General features: G+C 40.7%; 22 protein-coding genes and 1 tRNA gene. 8 read left to right on the top strand and 15 right to left on the bottom strand.

The features are described from left to right. Positions 1-669, top strand: a complete 669-nt coding sequence (locus tag PSYCG_RS10845; RefSeq protein ID WP_020444236.1) for a M48 family metallopeptidase — start codon at positions 1-3, stop codon at positions 667-669. 106 nt (positions 670-775) lie between these two features. Next, on the top strand, positions 776-1,381 hold the full coding sequence (locus PSYCG_RS10840; RefSeq protein ID WP_020444235.1) for a methyltransferase domain-containing protein: 606 nt from the start codon (positions 776-778) through the stop codon (positions 1,379-1,381). On the opposite strand, the gene PSYCG_RS10835 is transcribed toward PSYCG_RS10840, so the two are convergent. Together PSYCG_RS10835 and PSYCG_RS10830 are read right to left on the bottom strand one after the other, a co-directional pair. Next, positions 1,359-2,030 carry a hypothetical protein gene (locus tag PSYCG_RS10835; protein ID WP_020444234.1) on the bottom strand — a complete coding sequence of 224 codons (672 nt, stop codon included), beginning with the start codon at positions 2,028-2,030 and terminating at the stop codon, positions 1,359-1,361. The genes PSYCG_RS10840 and PSYCG_RS10835 overlap by 23 nt on opposite strands. A gap of 45 nt (positions 2,031-2,075) precedes the next feature. Next, complete coding sequence (locus PSYCG_RS10830; protein ID WP_020444233.1) at positions 2,076-2,984, bottom strand: hydrogen peroxide-inducible genes activator; 909 nt, start codon at positions 2,982-2,984, stop codon at positions 2,076-2,078. Positions 2,985-3,262: 278 nt separating this feature from the next. On the opposite strand from PSYCG_RS10830, the gene ahpC reads away from it, so the two are divergent. Continuing rightward, positions 3,263-3,829: an alkyl hydroperoxide reductase subunit C gene (gene ahpC, locus PSYCG_RS10825; protein ID WP_011514393.1), complete on the top strand. Its 567-nt coding sequence runs from the start codon at positions 3,263-3,265 to the stop codon at positions 3,827-3,829. A 157-nt stretch (positions 3,830-3,986) separates the two neighbouring features. On the opposite strand, the gene PSYCG_RS10820 is transcribed toward ahpC, so the two are convergent. Then, positions 3,987-4,235 (bottom strand): YdcH family protein, encoded by a 249-nt coding sequence (locus tag PSYCG_RS10820; RefSeq protein ID WP_020444232.1) that lies wholly within the window; start codon positions 4,233-4,235, stop codon positions 3,987-3,989. 524 nt (positions 4,236-4,759) lie between these two features. Between PSYCG_RS10820 and ahpF the strand changes: the two genes are divergently transcribed. Further along, positions 4,760-6,337: an alkyl hydroperoxide reductase subunit F gene (gene ahpF / locus PSYCG_RS10815; RefSeq protein WP_020444231.1), complete on the top strand. Its 1,578-nt coding sequence runs from the start codon at positions 4,760-4,762 to the stop codon at positions 6,335-6,337. 91 nt (positions 6,338-6,428) lie between these two features. On the opposite strand, the gene PSYCG_RS10810 is transcribed toward ahpF, so the two are convergent. The 6 genes from PSYCG_RS10810 to PSYCG_RS10785 all read right to left on the bottom strand — a co-directional run bounded on the left by PSYCG_RS10810 (position 6,429) and on the right by PSYCG_RS10785 (position 12,639). After that, positions 6,429-7,964, bottom strand: a complete 1,536-nt coding sequence (locus PSYCG_RS10810; protein WP_020444230.1) for a reverse transcriptase domain-containing protein — start codon at positions 7,962-7,964, stop codon at positions 6,429-6,431. Positions 7,965-8,425: 461 nt separating this feature from the next. Beyond that, complete coding sequence (locus PSYCG_RS10805) at positions 8,426-9,283, bottom strand: bile acid:sodium symporter family protein (protein ID WP_020444229.1); 858 nt, start codon at positions 9,281-9,283, stop codon at positions 8,426-8,428. A 169-nt stretch (positions 9,284-9,452) separates the two neighbouring features. Continuing rightward, a complete protein-coding gene (locus PSYCG_RS10800; RefSeq protein ID WP_020444228.1) occupies positions 9,453-9,785 on the bottom strand; it encodes a TIGR01244 family sulfur transferase in 333 nt (110 codons plus the stop codon). 123 nt (positions 9,786-9,908) lie between these two features. Beyond that, positions 9,909-10,235, bottom strand: coding sequence for a beta-lactamase hydrolase domain-containing protein (locus PSYCG_RS10795; RefSeq protein WP_020444227.1), 327 nt, complete (start codon positions 10,233-10,235; stop codon positions 9,909-9,911). A 177-nt stretch (positions 10,236-10,412) separates the two neighbouring features. Further along, the gene (locus PSYCG_RS10790) at positions 10,413-12,125 is read right to left on the bottom strand and encodes a SulP family inorganic anion transporter (protein WP_020444226.1); all 1,713 of its coding nucleotides are present in this window, start codon (positions 12,123-12,125) and stop codon (positions 10,413-10,415) included. Positions 12,126-12,195: 70 nt separating this feature from the next. Further along, on the bottom strand, positions 12,196-12,639 hold the full coding sequence (locus PSYCG_RS10785; RefSeq protein ID WP_020444225.1) for an ArsR/SmtB family transcription factor: 444 nt from the start codon (positions 12,637-12,639) through the stop codon (positions 12,196-12,198). 191 nt (positions 12,640-12,830) lie between these two features. Here PSYCG_RS10785 and PSYCG_RS10780 point away from each other — a divergent pair, with 191 nt between their 5' ends. Then, positions 12,831-13,703, top strand: coding sequence for an MBL fold metallo-hydrolase (locus PSYCG_RS10780; RefSeq protein ID WP_020444224.1), 873 nt, complete (start codon positions 12,831-12,833; stop codon positions 13,701-13,703). 90 nt (positions 13,704-13,793) lie between these two features. After that, positions 13,794-14,228, top strand: a complete 435-nt coding sequence (gene trxA / locus PSYCG_RS10775; protein ID WP_020444223.1) for a thioredoxin — start codon at positions 13,794-13,796, stop codon at positions 14,226-14,228. Positions 14,229-14,346: 118 nt separating this feature from the next. Here the strand turns inward: trxA and PSYCG_RS10770 are convergent, their stop codons facing one another. From PSYCG_RS10770 to PSYCG_RS10755, 4 genes are all read right to left on the bottom strand, one after another. Next, entirely contained in the window at positions 14,347-14,748 is a 402-nt protein-coding gene (locus tag PSYCG_RS10770; RefSeq protein WP_011514382.1) for a hypothetical protein, read from the bottom strand. A gap of 133 nt (positions 14,749-14,881) precedes the next feature. Continuing rightward, positions 14,882-15,241, bottom strand: coding sequence for a SirB2 family protein (locus PSYCG_RS10765; protein ID WP_011514381.1), 360 nt, complete (start codon positions 15,239-15,241; stop codon positions 14,882-14,884). Positions 15,242-15,315: 74 nt separating this feature from the next. Further along, positions 15,316-15,660 (bottom strand): BolA family protein, encoded by a 345-nt coding sequence (locus PSYCG_RS10760; RefSeq protein WP_011514380.1) that lies wholly within the window; start codon positions 15,658-15,660, stop codon positions 15,316-15,318. 208 nt (positions 15,661-15,868) lie between these two features. Continuing rightward, positions 15,869-16,681, bottom strand: coding sequence for a M48 family metallopeptidase (locus PSYCG_RS10755; protein ID WP_011514379.1), 813 nt, complete (start codon positions 16,679-16,681; stop codon positions 15,869-15,871). A 498-nt stretch (positions 16,682-17,179) separates the two neighbouring features. Between PSYCG_RS10755 and PSYCG_RS10750 the strand changes: the two genes are divergently transcribed. Both PSYCG_RS10750 and PSYCG_RS10745 read left to right on the top strand, forming a co-directional pair. Beyond that, positions 17,180-17,254 (top strand) — tRNA-Gly (locus PSYCG_RS10750). Positions 17,255-17,607: 353 nt separating this feature from the next. Then, complete coding sequence (locus PSYCG_RS10745; protein WP_020444221.1) at positions 17,608-18,399, top strand: glucose 1-dehydrogenase; 792 nt, start codon at positions 17,608-17,610, stop codon at positions 18,397-18,399. Positions 18,400-18,655: 256 nt separating this feature from the next. Here PSYCG_RS10745 and PSYCG_RS10740 read toward each other — a convergent pair whose 3' ends face one another. Further along, entirely contained in the window at positions 18,656-19,111 is a 456-nt protein-coding gene (locus PSYCG_RS10740) for a DUF962 domain-containing protein (protein ID WP_020444220.1), read from the bottom strand. Between the two features lie 199 nt (positions 19,112-19,310). Continuing rightward, positions 19,311-20,072 carry a nicotinamide riboside transporter PnuC gene (pnuC, locus tag PSYCG_RS10735; protein WP_020444219.1) on the bottom strand — a complete coding sequence of 254 codons (762 nt, stop codon included), beginning with the start codon at positions 20,070-20,072 and terminating at the stop codon, positions 19,311-19,313. Between the last annotated feature and the right edge of the window lie 61 nt (positions 20,073-20,133).

Here is a 20,133-nt window from a genome sequence, read left to right as displayed (position 1 = left end):
ATGAATGTGACACCTGAGTACCATAGTCCTTTGTTGCAAAACACTATTCAATGTTTGTCAGAGGCAGGCATTGAATTACAAATAAGCCAAAAGCGGGTTAAAAATATTAATTTTCGCTTAAAGCCACATAAGCTAATGGTGTCTGTACCATTGTTTATTAGCTCAGCACAAATTGCACAGGCTATAGCGAAGCGTGTGCCATGGGCGATAGAAAACCACTCACAAGTCTTAGAACAATATAAGCGCCAACAATTTGCTTCAAAGGAATCTTTAACGGCTGACAGCACGTTGCTATTGTGGGGTATAAAACAGTCGTTCACCTTAAACCACGATAAAAAGATTGCCTACTATCGGCAACAACTCTTTGAAGCAATGCCTGCATTATTTGCAAAGTGGCAACCGATTGTCGGTGCGACAGCCAACGAGATACGCTTAAAAAAGATGCATACGCGCTGGGGCAGCTGTAACACTCGCGCACGCCGTATTTGGCTATCCATCTATTTGCCTGCTTATCCTATCGAGTGCACCGAATACGTCATCGTCCATGAGCTGTGTCATCTACATCATCCCAATCATAGTGCAGCTTTTTGGCAAACGGTGGCGACTGCCATGCCTGACTATCAGCATTGGCACGATATGCTGGCAGGTAAAGGTGGTCAGCTCGATTAGAAATAATACTTAGGTGGTTTCAGTAATGTCGATAAGCCTGATATGATAAGACATAACGGTACGAATCGTGTCGTTTAAATAATAGATTTATCTACAGGGATGTCATATGGAAAACGTCAATCAAGCGCATTTTTGGCAGCAGCGTTATGAAGAGGATAGTATCGGCTGGGATATGGGACAGGTGTCACCACCGCTCAAAGCTTATATTGACCAATTGCCTGAATCTGCTAAAAGTCAGGCTGTTTTAGTGCCGGGAGCAGGTAACGCTTACGAGGTCGGTTATCTGCATGAGCAAGGATTTACCAATGTCACCTTGGTTGATTTTGCCCCTGCGCCGATTGCAGCGTTTGCTGAGCGTTATCCTGACTTTCCAGCTAAGCATCTAATCTGTGCCGACTTTTTTGAGTTATCGCCTGAGCAATATCAGTTTGATTGGGTGCTTGAGCAGACGTTTTTTTGTGCGATAAATCTATCACGCCGTGACGAGTACGTGCAGCAGATGGCAGCATTACTGAAACCGAATGGTAAACTGATTGGGTTGCTATTTGACAAAGATTTTGGGCGAGATGAGCCACCGTTTGGCGGTACAAAAGATGAATATCAGCAGCGTTTTGCGACTCATTTTGACATTGATATTATGGAGCCGAGTTACAATTCACACCCAGCACGGCAAGGCAGTGAGCTTTTTATCAAGATGCATGTAAAAGACTGATTTCACGCTTGATATTGTCTCGAGCTTGCACTTCGAAGTAGTTATGATAATACGCTGTCAAATAAAGTACTGGGTGTGCGAGTAATTTCTGCAAGACCGCAATACGCCCAGTACGATAATCCTCGTTTGCTATATGGCGGTACTCTTGACGCACCGCTTGTGCGTAGACCTGATATTCAGACCAAGGCGTACCCAAAATACTTAAATCCATATCTAAGAGATAAGCCGCATCACTAACGGTATCGGTATCTAGACATTCATGCAGCTCATGAGTGGCTGTCATCATAATCAGTGCGTAGATATGTTGGCATTGCTCAGCACTCAGATATCCTTTTAATGCTTCTACCGCATATTCTGCACTTTTTAGTTCATTATCTGAGCGCCTTGGATCATAAATGACATCGTGATAATAGAGCGCCAAAGCGATAATATGCGGCTCATGCAGCTGATGCTTAATCTGTTCGAACTGCGAAAATAATTGCTGAATATGGTGCAAGCTATGATAAGCACGCTGGGTTTCATTATAGCGCACGGCGATATCTTGCCAAAGCGCTTTAACTTTCGCGAGCTTGATAGCATTATTAATAGCTATTAAATGCCACTCAAAAACTTTACCAAGCTCAGTCTCTATTTGTGACAATCCGTCCATATTCAACCTTCGTTTGATAATTGTCTATCATTTAGAAATTGTTACTTACTTCTTATTGGCAGCGTCTTCAAATGCCTGCTTAAACACTTTCCCAAGCAAATTGACATCATCGACACGGGCATAATTTAGACGTGTGACAAAGGCAATATGACGATGAGGGCCTTGCTCAGCTAGTGGTATCGCGACTGCATTTTGGTTTTGCAGATGCAGCTGCTCTAACGCCATTTCTGGCACTAACGTCGTACCCATATTAGCAAGTGCCATTTGAATAAGTGTGTTTAAGCTGGCATCTGAAAAGCTGGATTTCATCTGCGCACGGTCAAAATGGCAGACAGATAGCGTTTGGTCAGTCAAGCAATGCCCTTCGCCAAGTAACATGAGATTTGCCGTTGCCAGCTCATCAGCGTTGATCGTTTTGAGCTTGGCATGTACATCATTTTTTGGAAAGACGGCAAAGAAGTCTTCGCTCCAAAACTCAAAACTATGTAAACCATCTACCGCATAAGGTAGGGCAATAATAGCGGTATCAATATGTCCATAACGCACTTGCTCAAGCAAGCGTTCTGTTTGTTGCTCAACGATGGTCATACGAAATTCTGGATAGTGCTCACGCAGCGCAGGCAACACTTTTGGTAGCAGATAAGGCGCAATCGTTGGAATAATACCAACGGTCATAGGGTAGGCAAGCGGCGATTGATGGCTATGCGCGCGGGTGGTCAAGTCGTTGACTTCAGAAAACACCCGCTGCGCCCGCACCAAGATATCTTCACCGATAGGGGTGATCAAGACTTGTTTATTATTTCGCTCAAAAATCTGTGTATCAAGCTGTTTTTCCAACTCAGCGATACCCAAGCTCAGCGCTGATTGCGAGATATTGCAATCTTCTGCTGCACGTTTAAAATGACGGTGTTTGGCGACGGCTAAGGCGAACTCAAGTTGACGTAAAGTAATCATAAAACCTCTCTAATAATGAGTTTTTCATGCAATTTGTTTTACTTATTTATCTTGTGTACACTATCAATGTTCACTGATGTATAGATATAAAAAGTAGAGAGAATAGTTTAACAAGTTTAATAAAACAAAACATCACATTAAAAACTTTTAACTGGATTAACCATAGAATTCGCGTATAGTTTGTCAGGTAGCCCCGATAGTGTAAGGGTTAATAGATGCAAATCTATAAATAAATTTAAATTAACGAAACTTTAATCAATCAAAAAAAGGAGCCACCCATGGCGTCTATTATCAATCAAGAAATCCCAGAATTTTCAGCAGATGCGTTCGTAAATGGTGAATTTAAAACCATTACTTCAGAAGACGTAAAAGGCAGCTGGGCAATTTTCCTATTTTACCCAGCCGATTTTACCTTTGTTTGCCCAACTGAACTTGAAGACATGGCAGGTCATTACGACGAGTTAAAAGGTTTAGGCGTAGAAGTGTACTCAGTATCAACGGATACACACTTCACCCATAAAGCATGGCATGATTCTTCAGAAGCAATCGGTAAAGTAACTTACCCAATGATCGGTGATCCTACTGGCCGTATCACTCGTGGCTTTAACGTCATGATCGAAGAAGCTGGTCTAGCTGAGCGCGGTACATTCTTAGTAGATCCAGACGGCTTAATTCAAGTTGCTGAGATCCATGCAGGCGGCATTGGCCGTAGTGCAAAAGATATGCTACGTAAAGTAAAAGCGGCACAATATGTTCGTGAAAACGACGGCGAAGTTTGCCCAGCCGCTTGGGAAGCTGGTCAAGAGACTTTAAAACCAAGTCTTGATCTGGTTGGTAAAATCTAAGCAACTATTGCTTGGATAGTGTGACAGAAGGCAGTATCTGCTTATTCATCATACTAAACAAAGTATAGAAAAACCCCATTAACTTATGCTAATGGGGTTTTTTCTCATCTAAATTTTATCATTTTTCATGATAGCTAATGGTCTAAATAGCTATTAGTTAGGCATGAGATCCCAATTTATTTTTATCGATTATTTTATAAATCTCATCTTTTAGATGCAGCTTGCGCCGCTTCATCTGCTCGATTTCTTCTTCACGGCTCGCGTGCGTGACTATATCTTTATCAAGCTGATTGATTTGCTGGTCTAGCTGGGCATGCTCATCAAAGATAGTCGCAAAGTGACTGTCTTTTTGTTTAAGCTCAGCAATAATATTTTTGTTATCTTGCCATGTATCTGTCTTTCTCATCTTGTCATCCTTGTTATGAAGCGCAAGCTTGTATAAGCATCCGCGCATGGTCTTAAGATTGTTTTGATGAATTACTATAATTATGAGACTTAGATTTTATGGAACCGAACCGTTATTTAACTGAATAACGATGAGGTTTAATGCCAGCGAATCTACTTTTAAAAAGTATGTTTAATAAACAGATTTATCGAATACTTATAAAAGTAAATCTGCCATAACACGCATAGAATTCTTCTATCCGCTTCACTCGATTGTAGCGAAAAAAATACTTAGATACTATAGTTAGTATTGATTATCATTTAGAAGTAATTTTGAAATTAAATAAAAATATTGATTTATGATAGGTTTTATAAAACATAAGGTTTGAGTTTATCCGCTTGCTCAAAACCCTCAAACCTTTGATAATAGACGTATCAAAGGTTATATGCCGCATATAAATAGCAGTATTGGCATATGACTCTCACTCATTTAAACGCGCAGCACTGATGCTGACGTTACATATTCGATAATAACAAGGAACAATTATGATAGACCAAAGCTTATTAGATGCCGTAAAGAGCTATAGTGTAAATATGACCCGCCCAATCAGCTTTGTCTTAGGTAGTGGCGAGCACAGCAAGCGTGCTGAGTTGATTGATTTTTTGAGCAAAATCGCTGGTACGACAGATAAGATTAATTTTGACGCACAAGCTAACGATGACAGTTTGCCAAGCGCAATTAGTTTTGCTGTGCGTAGTCACATTGATGGTGCTTTGACAGATACAGGTATTGTCTTTAGTGGTATTCCAGGCGGTCATGAATTTACTTCGCTGATATTGGCAATTTTACAGGCTGGTGGTCATACCTTAAAACTTGACGAAGGCATTCAAAAGCTGATTAAACGCTTTAATAAGCCACTACAGTTTCAAACTTACGTGTCACTTTCTTGCCACAGCTGCCCAGAAGTTGTGCAAGCGCTAAACCAATTCGCGCTGCTAAACGATGACATCAGTAATGAGATGATCGATGGTGCACTATTCCAAGAGCAAGTAGAAGCGAATAATATCCAAGGCGTACCAGCAGTATTCTTAAACGGCAAGCCGTTTGCTAATGGTCTGATTGACACGGCTAAATTGATTGAGAAGTTACAAGAACAATTTCCTGATTTGTTAGCAGAAGCTGAAGATGATGCTGAACAGTTAGAGCAACAAGATGTGACGATTATTGGTGCAGGTCCTGCAGGGGTTGCTGCAGCAATTTATACCGCGCGTAAAGGCTTAAAAGTCACCATGGTGGCTGACCGTATCGGTGGGCAAGTAAAAGATACGCAAGATATTGAAAACTTAATCTCAGTACCTTTAACCACAGGTGGCGAGCTCTCGGTGAACTTCGAAAAGCATTTGCGCGAATATAATATTACGCTTAAAGAGCATGTCAGCGTCAAAGAGATTAGTGAGACAGCTGATGAAAACTATCGCATTCATCTAAATACCGGTGAGACCTTTGAGACGCGTAGTATTATCTTGGCGACTGGTGCTCAGTGGCGTAAGCTTGGGGTCGCTGGCGAAGAAGAAAACATCGGTAAAGGCGTGGCTTTTTGTGCGCACTGTGATGGTCCATTCTTCAAAGGTAAAGATATTGCCGTCGTCGGTGGTGGTAACTCTGGTATCGAAGCGGCATTAGACCTTGCTGGTATCGTGAAGCATGTGACCGTGCTTGAGTTTGCTGATGATTTGAAAGCGGATCAGGTATTGATTAATAAAGCCAAAGAAAAGGCAAATATCGATATCATTACCAGTGCAGCGACCCAAGAAATTAAAGCGACTGATGGTAAAGTATCGTCTATCGTCTATCAAGATCGCAATAGCAGCGAGAATAAAGAGCTTGATGTTGCAGGGGTGTTTGTACAGATTGGCTTGATACCAAATACTGGGTTCGTTAAAGGCTTCGTCGATTTAAACCGCTTTGGTGAGATTGAAATTGATGAGCGCTGCCGTACGGATCGCAAAGGTATCTTTGCTTGTGGTGATGTTACGACTGTACCCTTTAAGCAGATTAATATTGCAATGGGTGAAGGTAGTAAAGCAGCATTATCAGCGTTTGAATATTTGGTTATGCAGTAAGTTATTTAGCTTTGAATTTAATGTTAAAAGCCATCTCATTGGAGATGGCTTTTTAGTAATAGACAGCTGGAAATTTTTTATATGTAAGTCATCATTTAGATTTCTCAATTTCTTTATGTAGATTTTTCCAATGATTTTTAATTTGTGAGTCAATTTTGCTGTAGCTGCCCATTATTTTATGGGCATTTTTAGCATATGTTATATAGTTGCCCCAGTTTATGGCATACTTGTCAGGTTGCCATTGATTTGTAGTACCTTGCACACGTTTATATTTTATGCAGCGTTTAGCACCAATATATGAGTATCTTTTATATAGTCTTTTTCTAAAAACTTCACCTCTTGTATCGTTATTTATCTTGCTGCTATAAAATCCACTTCTTCGCACGCCTTTTTTCATTTTTCGGTAATAGTTGGCTAGAGAGCTTGTCTTTAGTCGTACATACTCACCGTCAAAACTGAAACCGAGATACTCAAAATTTCTGTTGATACTATTTGGCGTTATTCGGCTATTAAATTCTTGCTTGCAAATAATCTTACCGTTATAGAAAGAAAAGTGAAAAACTTGAGTTTTGTTCTTATGAATTTTTAGTGATATATCTTTAATTTTATTTTCGAAAAGCTGAATAATACGTGATTTATGTTCCATCGAACAGATGACAACCATGTCATCAGAGTAACGCCGATAAAGCCCACCAATTTTCGATATTTCATCATAAACTGCTTCATCAAAGCCTAGCATATATATGTTTGCTAATGTTGCACTGATAGCAGAACCTTGACAAATGCCATCTGTTACAAGTGTGCTGCCAATTCTTTTACTCGACCTTATTAGCCCTTTCTTTCGAATTGTGTGTATATCTTGCATTTTACAATAGGCAATAGCATTTTTATTATATAAATGCTCAATTCGCTTTATGGATTTATCTGTGACTTTTCCGTCATTTTTTCTGATTAAGATATTGTCTTTGAATAAATTGAAAAGATGCTTTTCTTCGACATAAGAAAATCTAGTGATATTCTTAAACACGTTATAATGGTCTTTTGGTAGGTGATCTATATCAAGGACTTCACACCATTTATTTTTGAGAACGGTATGGTTTAAGCTAGGAAAGAAGTTCTTAATATCAAAAGCTATAGCAACAATACCATTGTCGTAATCTATGTTGTTTTTAATATATTCAAAAACTTCGTCTGCGAAGTAAATATTATTTTTCTTAGGAGATTTTCGAGTGCCGTCAGGTTCTAGTTCTTTGGGTGTCTTTCGGTAAGCAGTAACTACCTTAGTTAGATTTTTATCTTCTAATATATCTTCATACTTTACGTTTAGTAAGTGAGAGTAGTAGGCATAAATATTTGAGTCTAGATTATTCGCATAATAGATATCTCTATCTTTTGTACTCTTGTCAGTGCGTTTTCCATTATTTATCAATTTTCCATCAGTGTCATACTCTTTTCTATAACGATTCGTAGATATGACTTTATGGATGAATGGAGTGAAGCCATGGACGGCTATTCTATCTCTATTCTTTATATATGATATGGTCTGTCGACGATTTTCAGAAGGTAGTCCAATATGAGGATATCTTTTAGTTTTATACCAGCTATCTAGGTCTTCTTCATTTTTCATATATTTATAATTTATATTAGAAGTGAGGGAACGGGGCTAGCATTTTTGCACTTAGAGCGATTAATAAAAACGTGATAAAACTGTCCTACCGTTACCATAGGAGGTAACACCCCTTTTGTTGGAAATAATAACTTTCATGCTTACGGAAATTGTCACTATGATGCTTCAATACCTTGTTACACTAATCGTACATAATCTATGTGCTGACTGCTCACAATATGATATTTGCTTAACTAAGTAGCTTTCTACTTAGCGGCGACCTTTGCAGGTACCTAGATATAGAACCAAACTTGAATTAATTGCTTTTCCCCTCACAATATTGAATTTAGCATACCCTTGATTTATTGTAAAATTATTTAGTAACTAAATGCAGTTCAATCTATCTAAGAAAACAAATAAAAAACCCCATCCAAAATTTGGACGGGCATAGCTTATAGTCTCATTAAGGCTTACTTATTCAATCAGTTTTTATTCCTGATTAGAAAAATAATTGGCAGTGCAATCACATACATTAGTACGCCATATAAGGCAGCAGGTAAGGCAATAACTGGCAATGTACTCACGCCCATAATAATAGGGGCTAAGGTAATCGCGGTCGTACTGTTTTGAATACTGGTTTCTATAGCGATGGTTTTGGTATCAAACCAGCTTAGCTGTAACGCCTTTGCTGTCAAAATACTGATGATAAATAAGGTGACAATCATCAGCACAAGCTCAAGTCCAATAGAAGCCAATTGCTCCTGTAATAGCTGCCAATTAGTAGCAATAGCAGCAAGGACGATTAACACAAAAAAGACACTGGCTAAGCCATTTAAGATGCCGCTTCTACGTACCATAAAATCAGTGAATTTATAACGGGCGAGCATACCTATCGTCACTGGCAAGGTGGTCAATAAAAACATGACAACGCCGATTTTGACCGCACTGATAGAGCCTGCTTGGTCTTTCATAAAGTGATTTAAAGCCAAGGTGATTAAGATAGGCAGGGTCACCACTGATAATAGACTGACTACGCCCGTGAGCGCGACCGACAGTGCTACGTTACCCTTGGCGTAGTAGGTGAGCATATTACTGGTCACGCCGCCGGGACAAAAGCTAATCAGCATTATACCAAAGGCGATGGCAGGTGGTGGCGACATCAGTAAGACGACTGCTAAAGCCACGAGTGGTACAAAGACAACTTGGTTAATCAACCCTATAAAGAATGCTTTGGGGTGACTTGCGATAACCTTAAAGTCACTGGGCTTAAGCCCTGTTCCTAAGGTAAACATAATATAAGCAAGGGCTAATGGCAGCAGAGCTAATGCGGTATTACTCATGGAACATTCCTTGTAAAGTTAACGGTTATACTTGCATTATATTTATAACGCCCATTCCTTGTGGCGATATATTGCTTTACAGCATCTAAAATATAGTCTTAAATATTATAAAAGCCCATATGTTTATATGGGCTTCTTGGTTTATTGCTTTAAATTATTGATTATGATATCAGTCGTCTAGCAAATCCATACGCTTAGCCGCTTCATAGATGCCAGTTGAGCGATTGCCCGTACGGCAGAATATCAACATTGGTTGCTCAGCTTGATTAAAAAAGTCAGCAAACTCTTCAACATGGTTCTGATTGAGCTCACTACCAGCAAAGGATACTTCTTTATAAGCAAGTCCTGCTTTTTTAGCCGCGGCTTCAATCTCAGCACTGGTTGGCTGGTTCGGCTCTTCACCATCTGGACGATTGTTAATAATGGTTTTAAAACCATTTTCTGCAATCATTGGAATTTGGTCAGGGGTGATTTGTCCGGTGATACTTACTTGATGGCTCATAAGAGCTCCTTTTATTTTTTATATTAAAATTAAATAGATAGTACGAGAATACAAAGCCTAAGCGCAATGGATAATTTTCTAAAGATAAAGTATGTAAGCTTTATTGCCTTTTTATATCAACGCTTATAGCAGCCCTTGCATCAATGCGCTTTGGTACAACAGCTTGGCACGTGCGCCTGTACCACAAAACATCAATATGGGTTTTGGCATCGTACGATAAAAAGCAGCAAACTGCTCCACAGTCGCCATACTCAAGCGCTCATCATCAAAGGGTAAATGCTGATAATTCAAATTGGCTTTCGCCGTTGCACTGCTAAAGTCACAGCTATTAGGCTGCGAATCAACCTCAGCGTCAGGACGAATATTGAGCACAGAGCGGTAGCCAAGCTCTGCAATTTTGATACATTGGCTTGGGTAAATTTGCTTATAAATAGTTAAGTCATCGGTCATAAGTAATATCAATAAAGGTTATAAAAAAGTAAAGGATATAATGAGTTCAAAAAAAGCGCTACAGGCTAGTAGTTTTTTTAGTAGTCCTAATAATTTAGCATAACACAGCTTTTATCATATCTATATGTTATAGATAGCCATTAATTATTCTTAGCCTAATAAACAGTACAAATAACATTAATGAGTGTCTTTTAAACCATTAACTGCATCCATAGTGCTTAAATAAACGTGTCCCGATAAATCAGTAATCACCGGTGTGTGCTCAATTATGTCCATGACAGGTCCCTTAATAAAGCTAAAGCTCAAATGCTTATTTTGATTTAATAGCTCTTGATTTAAGCTGATCAGCATCTCTTGTCCGGTCAAATCAATATGATTAACGGCCGACATAATAAGAATAATCTCGCTTGCCTCTGGATATTGACGTGTGGCTTGTACCACGTGACGATGCACTGATTCGCTATTACCAAAAAACAAGCTCTCATCAATACGCAGCATCAACAGATTATGAAAGGTCACTACATCATGACGATTAATATTACGAAAATGACCTGTCCCTGCTAGCTGCCCAACGATAGCGACATGCGGTTTGCTTGACTGCCAAATTAAGCTAGCAAATGACACCATAAGTCCAATCACGAGCCCTGTATTTAACCCAAATATCAATACGCCGACAAACGCGGCGATAAAACTTGCTGCATCTAAGCGGTCGCGGTGCCATGCCGACTTTAGCGTCGCTATGTCAATAAGACCTATGATAGCTGCCATGATGGTTGCGCCCAAAATTGCATAGGGCAGCGGGGCAAGCAGATACCCAAATGCTATCAAGGCAGCTATCATAACTAACACTGTGACCAAGCTCGCTAAAGGCGTTTTGGCACCTGAATCGACATTGATAGCCGTACGCGAAAATCCGCCAGCGATAGGAAAGCTTTGAAAAAAGCTACCGGCAACATTAGCCAGTCCAAGCCCTGTCAGCTCGCGATTGGCATCAAATAGCTCATCGCGCAAACGTGCATAAGTATTAGCAACAGAGCTGCTCGATACAAACGCAATCAGCGCCATCAGTCCTGCAGTCGGTAATAAATTGAGCGCTTCATGAAAGTCTGGCAGATATGGCGCTGTAAAGCTTGGCAGTCCTTGCGGTACATTACCAATCGTTGCCACACCGCTTGTCGTCCAATGTAAAACGATACTGAGAGCGATTGCAGCAGTCAGCAGTATAAGAGGAAACAGGCGCTCTGCCCATTTTGCATAAGAGGCAGATAGCCAAGACTGCCAAACCCATTTTTTGCCATAGCGATTAAGAAGCATGAGTGCAAAGGCACTGATACCAATCACTAGCGTCAACGGATGCAGCTGATTGGCATACATCTGCATGCTCGATAAATAACCGATTAAGCCATCGCCTGAAATGGGTATGCCAGTTAGATATTTAAGCTGGCTTATAAAGATAAGCACAGCGGCACCACTGATAAATCCAGCAGAGACGCCGCGGCTGATAAACTGCATAATCCAGCCCAATTTCAGCTGTCCTGACAGCCACAAAATCGCACCCATCATGAGTGCTAGTAGGGCTGCCATTAATATATACTGCTCAGCGCCCTTATCCGCATAAGGATGCAGCGCGCTTGCAGTCATAATGGCGGTCACAGCAGCAGGTCCGACGGCTTGTACATTACTAGAGCCGAGCCACGCATATACCGCCACAGGCACGATAGCCGCATATAAGCCATAGACCGGAGGCAAGCCTGCCAAGACCGCATAGCCCAAGCTTTGCGGAATAACGAGTACGCCAACGACTATCCCTGCAATGATATCGGTTGGCAAGGCAGACAGCTGGTATTGACGTAACCAAAAAGGTATCAGTCGAGTGGCAATAGAGGGCATGGCAGTACGTCCTCACAATAAAAAATGTTCATGAACACCAGAATTTAATCAATGAGATTTAGCCAATCATCTATGCCTCAGCAGGGGCACAAAAACGCTGATATAACAGCTCTAGTACGGCTAATGCATCATCACTAGCGATACTATAGTAAATCTGCTTGCCTTCACGGCGTGTCGTTACTAGCTCATCTTTACGCAAAATACCAAGCTGCTGCGATAAGCTTGGCTGCCCAACGCCAACTAAGCTTTCAAGCTCGCTGACGCAGTACTCTCCTTGAGTCAGCTGACAGAGGAGGAGCAAGCGATCAGGATGCGAGAGTGACTTAAGCAGTTGGCTGGCTTGCATCGATGCTTGCTGCATTTTTTCAGCAAGGTCTTTTGGCGCAACGCCGTTATTGCTGTCACCATTGGTATCAAATGTGCTCAGTACTGAAGTAGAAGTGATCAGAGCAAGCTCCTTAGATAAGAGATAAAAATATAAATGAAAAAATTGTATATAACTGTATAGGGTCAATTATCAATCATATCGCCATTTATAGCAAGTTATCATTATTTACATTATATAAATTGATATATTATAAAATAATTGCTATATTGATGCTTATAGCCAATTAATAGACTTATTTTAAATACGATAGATATCGTCCTATTATACGTAACAATTCATCGAAAATTAAAACATTCATATAAAAATGGAGAGTAGCCATGCAAGTTCATTCATTCTTACATAGCGATACAGAAACCTATACCCATGTGCTCGCCGACATTGAGCAGCAAGTGTGTGCGATTATTGATCCCGTATTGGATTTTGATGCCAAGTCAGGACGTACGCTTACAACGAGCGTTGATAAAGTGGTTGAATTTGTCAAAGAGCATGGTTGGGAGCTGATCTATATTATCGAAACTCACGCCCATGCTGATCATGTATCGGCAGCTATTCATGTCAAAGAGACACTTGGTGGGCAGTTAGTGATCGGTCAGCACATTACTGAAGTACAAAAAATATTTAAGCAGATTTTTAACTTTGATAGTAGTTTTCGCACCGATGCCGGTCAGTTTGATGTTTTGACCGATGATGGCGACACTTTAGCGCTAGGCGGCATTACTATTACTGCTATGTATGTCCCCGGTCATACGCGTGCTGACATGGCTTATCTTGCCACTGACGACGAAAAAACCGTGGTGTTTGTCGGTGATACTTTATTTGCCCCTGATGTGGGTACGGCGCGCTGTGACTTCCCAGGTGGGGATGCGAAAACTCTATACCAATCGATTACAAAATTGCTCGAATTGCCCGAAGATACGATGATGTATCTTTGCCATGACTATCCCAGTAAGGGTCGTAAACATTGTCCAACTACGACGGTCGCTGCGCAAAAATTAGGCAATATTCATGTAAAAGAGGGTATCAACGAAGCAGAGTTTGTAGAGATGCGTGAGCGCCGTGATGCCAATCTTGAGATGCCAAGGCTTATTATTCCCGCAGTACAAGTCAATATCGATGCTGGTCATTTTCCAAAACCTGAGAATAATGGTACACGTTATCTAAAAGTACCTATCAATGTCCTTGGAGAATAAACATCGTGTTAGTACAGTGCTGTTTCATCCAACTCATCCATGTCTTTTTATGATAATTCCATATTTATGATAATTTAACGGAGTCTTATTATGAGTGAAAAAAATGCTCATGTAGTATGCCCACATTGCCAAGCAACGAATCGTGTACCAGATTCCAAACTCAGTGCTGCACCAAACTGCGGTAAATGTGCGAAGCCTTTACTGACTGCAATGCCGCATGAGTTAAATGCCCAAACCGTCAGTAAAGTCATTCAAAAAAATGAAGTGCTGACCATCGTGGACTTCTGGGCTAGTTGGTGTCAACCTTGTCTTATGATGGCACCGGAGTTCAAGATAGCTGCCAGCCAGTTACCACAAGTCGTTTTTGCTAAAATACAAACCGATAAATATGAGCAAGCAGCGGCGCCTTATAATATTCGCAGTTTACCAACGATGGTAGCATTTAAAAATGGTAAAGAGATAGCACGGCAGTCGGGAGCGCTACCAAGCCATCAAATTGTTCAATGGGTACAAAGCCTAAAGTAGTTGTTATTGCCATAAATGCTGTCTCATAACTCTGAATTTATTGAACCCAACAAAAAGCCAATACGTTTGTCACGTATTGGCTTTTTTATGATGCCTGATGGATGAAAGCTGTGTTGGCTTACTCACCATAAATCTTAATGCCATTAGCAAAGCTACAGCGCTGAATACGGGCAGATTGGATAATCGCATCACGTTCGCCGTATAGACGCGATAACTTGGCATCACGAGCTTTATTGTTGTTGCTTTGACCAACCCCAAAGCTGATATTAGGGGAGATGCCCCAGCGCCCTGCAGATATCCCAACACCCACACCTGTCGATGCTAAGGTTGATTGCTCGTTACGGGCAGCATTCACATAACTATTAACACGGATATATTCTTGATTTAATGCTTGGCAATCATAGCTCTGATAGGTGCTTGGCGGGATATATTGCGGCGTAATATTACCCGTAGAAGCACAGCCTGAGAGACCAAAAATGCCAGCGGTTGCTAGTAATGCTGTTACAGTAAGAGTTTTCATAGCGGCTCCAGTAAGCTAATATTGCGTTTTTATTTATTTAAGATAGCAAAAATAGTCTCATTAAGATATTGAAAATACATAGAATATTTCGTCATTTTCATTGCAGGAGTATTTGTGCTTATCTAAGTGCTTATCAGAATAAGTTACCCGGTTTGGTAAAGGCAAGTATCACAATACCCACATATGCTGCCCCAGCAATGAGAATACCGGTTTTTCTTTGGCTCGGTGTTGCAGTATTATTAAAGGCTTTTATACTGGCGCTGATAGCAGCCACAAGCAAGATGATTTTGGCAAATACCCATTGTACAGGTGCATTGGCGCTCATCAATTGCATCAGCATACCAACGCCCGAAAGAATCATAACAGCGTAGAGGATGTGCGACGATATCTTGACCACGCGTGGTGCTTGCTTATTTGCGCTTAATACCAGATAGCTTTGATATAAAAACAGCACAATCAACAGCACGGCCATGAGCATATGTAAATGTTTCATTAAATATGGTTCCCTTTAAAATTATATTTTTCATCGATAGCATTTGATTGTTTATTGCAAAAAATAAATATCATTTAGCCTTTATTTTGTCCAGCACATAACGGGCTATCAGGGTTTTGACCTTGCCACTCTGTCGGTGTATAGGCATGAATCGCTAAGGCGTGGATTTGACCACCTTTTGAGGTTAATAATGCATCTGCCAAATGATAAACCATTTGGTGACGGGCAACCAAGCGCTTGCCTGTAAACGCTTCGCTGACCATGATAAGTTTAAAATGACTTTCTTTACCGTCAAAATAACCGGCATGATTCATTGATTCGTTAACGAGTTGCATATGCAGCGGTTGTAATTCTTGCAACTGCTGACTAAGTGCGTCGGCAGTAGGGGTGCTACTGGTGGTAGAGGTAATGGTAGTCATAACAATCCTTTATTCTATTAAGCTTCATTGTCGTTAGACAATATATCGTCACCATTATAGCAGACGCCGATATCGAGTCTGCATGGTATTGATGGAATGCATTCTATGAGTAACAGGTATAAAAAAGCAGAGCGCCACATGATGATATGGGCTCTGCTTGTCATGACCTATGAGTGTCTACTTTAAAAATTCTGCTTAAAAAACACTATTAACGACGTGCTCTTTGATATAACGGCATTACTTTTGGCATCAGTGACTGCAACTCAGCGATACGATTGCTACTGGTTGGGTGAGTGCTTAAGAATTGTGGTGGCTCGCCTTGGCTGGCGCGCTGCATTTTTTGCCACAAGGTAATAGCGGCTTGTGGGTTGTAGCCTGCGCGTGCCATTAGCTCAAGACCGATTTGATCCGCCTCAGCTTCTTGAGTGCGACTATGCGGACGGCTCAAACCTAGGTCACCAGCGACGTTTGCAAGCTGAGCTTGACCTTGTGATAGACCAAAAATACTGGCTGCGACACCGATACCGGTCTGAGTTGCATATTGACGCGATAGACGCTCACGTGAATGCTCACGTAAGGCATGAGACATCTCATGACCCATAATAGCAGCGATTTCATCATCACTTAAGTTCAGACGATCGATAATGCCTGTGTAAAACATGATTTTACCGCCCGGCAGCACAAAAGCATTCAAGTCATTAGATTTAATCGTATGCACTTCCCATGGCCATTTTGCCGCATCAGGGCGATAGACGCCAACTTGATTGACCAAACGGTTAGAGATATTCTTCAAGCGATTCAGCTGGGCAGTGTTGGTATCAAGCAAACGTTTCGATCGTGCTTCTTGTATCGTTTTATTATAACTCTGAGCGGATAGTTGCAATACTTGCTCACTTGATACGAGTAGCAACTGCTGACGATCAACGCCAACGGCACCCGTACTGGTCGTGCTAGTACAACCTGTTAATGCCAGTGCTGACAATGAAGCTGCCATAACTGTCGTGGTAAGTAGTTTTTTCATAGTAAATGTCCTCGCTATAAATAAGAAAATTAAAGTAAATAACAGCAATGTTGATGCAGTAGAGGTAAGGGAAGCTTATTATTGACGTTCTACTACCTTCTCTCAATCTACTAAAACAGTAAAATTCTACCTGAACCGTCCTTGTGCATAAGTATAATTATGTTAACTGTTGAAAACCAATAGAGCAAAAGTAACAATACAAGGTAGGATTGTAAGTGGTATTCATGTATAACTTGCTGATAAATCTGCTCGAATAATTAGCAAATACGTTAAAGAGAACATTTGAGCAATTATTTATAAAAATAATTGGATATCGATGGTTAGAAAAATAAACCATAAAATCAATTGTATATGAGAATTATCGTCCTAATAAACACCTAAAAGTTGTGATATCTATAAGAAAGTTAAAAAAACCTGTTGACATGCTCAGAATATTTGCTAAAATAGCCAGCCTATCGAGACGTAGCTGTTAGCAATAACGCTATAGATTGATATTAAGCGGGAATAGCTCAGTGGTAGAGCATAACCTTGCCAAGGTTGGGGTCGAGAGTTCGAATCTCTTTTCCCGCTCCAAATATGGCTTGTAAAAGCACTAAAGCCTCACTTCTTATAAGAAGTGAGGCTTTTTTTATGTCTGAAATTTGGGTTAGCAATCAGTTAGCAGCATCCACAGCCAATGCCTATAGTGGCATGATACTCAGTCAAATATAAATCATTACAAAAACTGCGTGAACTTAGCACATTAGAACAAGCTATCCCACGCATAATTATTTCTAGTCAGCGCTTCGATCACAATCGCGTTGAAATAGTCGTATTGGCAACTGCTTATTCTTAAGACTAATGCAGGTATTAGCTGCACGCTTTCAATAGCTATGCATTTAATAGTGCTGTAAACGAGCTGAGTACATCTATATTGGGGAATCATTATGCAAGAATTTCAACATAAAGCATTTAACGAACTATTCGATTTGTCAGGTAAAGTTGCCATTGTGACGGGCGGCGCAAATGGTATTGGTAAAGCCACAGCGCTACGTTTGGCAGAAGCGGGTGCTAACATTGCGATTGCTGATTTAAAACTTGAAGATGCACAAGCAGCAGTAAAAGATATTGAGGCGCTTGGGGTAAAAGCGCTTGCCGTAGAATGTAATATTCTAAAAGACGATGATTTGGTCACTATGGTCGATACAGTAGTCGCTGAGTTTGGGACTGTTAACATCTTAATCAACAATGCGGGCGGCGGTGGTGGCGGTCGTGAAAACCCAACCACAGCATCGGTCAATGACATTCGCCGTGATTTTGAGTTAAACGTCTTTAGTGGCTGGCGCTTAAGTCAACTGTGCGCGCCGCATATGAAAAAATCAGGGTATGGCTCGATTGTATTTACTACCTCGATGTCAAGTGTTAATAAAAGCCCGAATATGAGCGGCTATGCAGGCTCAAAAGCGGCTGTCAATCACATGGTAGCAAACTTGGCGCATGACTTTGGTCCTGAAGTACGCGTCAATGCGGTAGGTCCAGGGGCTACGCGTACCCACGCTTTGAAGACGGTACTAACGCCAGAGATTGAGAAGAAAATGCTTGCAAATACGCCTATTAAGCGTTTGGGTGAGGCTGATGATATCGCTGGTGCTATGTTGTATTTTGCTGCGCCAATATCGACTTGGGTCAGTGGTCAAACCATATTTGTGAATGGTGGTGGTGTACAGACTTTGGATTAATAGACAGTAGTTTTTATGATATAGGTGATCCACTTTTAAAAGAGTACAGAACTACTGGGTTTAATTATTCGCAGCCTCTGTCTGCGTAGGCACAGCAAGCAAGAAAAATTAACCCCAGTAGTGCTTTATAAAATTTGTATTTCTTTTCTTTAGGACTGACTATAGGAACGGCACTTAATAAGAGATTGGGTGCCGTTTCTTTATTGTATAGTCGTTTCCATTTAAAAATAATATCGACTCTCATTATCTGATTTAGCTATGATTCACTAGCTCGCTTACGTCCCATTAAGCTATTTGCAACCCATGCCGGACCAATTAACAAGAATTGTAAATCTTCAAAAAAAGAAGGTTTTTTACCTTCAAGCTTATGACCGATAAACTGCCCAATCCATGCCACCACAAAGACAGCCGCCCAAACTTTAAAACCACAAGGGAATAGAGTCATTACTGAAAGACAAATAAGAATAAAAATACCCATTGCCATAAATAGTGGCGTTGATAAGCGCATATAAAATAACAATACCAAGGCACTCATTATTAAGGTAAACCAAACGGATAGCGACATCCCCATCCCAAGTAGACTGACAAAAATAGCCGGAACACAGAGCCAATGGATTTTTTTATTGATAAGATTTTGATGACTGACTGAATACTCACTGAGCCATTGCTCAAGCGTGCGCTTGGACATTCGTTTTTTCTGAGTGACAGACATACCAACCTCCTTGTTAGTAAATGAATGACTGATTAATAGATAAATAAAGTTACTTACGACTACCAGTTGTAGCACTAATCTGAGTAATTCACCATTTTATCTGTTAGACCGTAGAGTCAAATACTCTAATCTAAGACCCTTTCATCTACTCAAGCTGAAGTGCCACATTAATTTTCATATAGAATCGGCCTATTAGTCTTTATTTTCTGATGTGTGTCGGTGTCTCGACCGATTCTTGCTCGCTGCGGTACCATTCATAGAGCCCGACAAACGAGTTTACTTGATAGACCATGGTCTGAATTGCAAAGATGTAATTGCCTGACATCAAGTTTACGGTCAACCAAACGAAGTTGGATAAAATCCATAACCACCAGTTAAACGAATATCGCAGAATCATCGCTGCCTGAGCGGTGATAGACAGTATAAAAGCAATAACGTTAATCCAAAAGAAAGAGATAAGGCCTAAAAATTTACTATTATCATCTTCAACGACCGCATAACCATAGCTTGCTAGTAAATTATTTACCGTTGGGAATAAGGCAAGTCCAATCACCATAAAGCTAATGGTCAGTAGCCAAATCCATTTGCTCGCAGATTTGGGCACCATATCACCATCAGCATCAGTATGCTTTGACCAATAAAAAATACCATAGACGTGGGTAAAGAAATTGAACAAAGGCGCAAGCATCAGACCAACAGCGCCAGAGGTCGCTTGTACGACCACTTCACCGGCTGTTGCGCCCATACCAAAGCCATTGCCTAAGATGTTTTTACGAAAGGATAATGAAACCACGCATACCAGTCCGATAAAAGACACGCCTAAGTAAAACCAATCGAGCGTGGTATGTTCGGTGGTCAGCCAAAACCCTGTAGATAAGGCAAGCACACCGCAAATGAACCAAATGACAATCCATTGTATGGCCCATTTCCCAGTGATATTGTCTAGTAGCTGAATACGCATGGCGTTATATTCCTAAAATAAATAATAGTGTCAGTGATGCTTTTTTAATTTGGGTTATCTT

The sequence above is a fragment of the Psychrobacter sp. G genome, assembly GCF_000418305.1.
In the GTDB taxonomy this organism is placed as follows: domain Bacteria; phylum Pseudomonadota; class Gammaproteobacteria; order Pseudomonadales; family Moraxellaceae; genus Psychrobacter; species Psychrobacter cryohalolentis.
The sequence above is the reverse complement of the archived record's forward strand: the minus strand, read 5'-3'. Positions and strand labels throughout refer to the sequence as shown.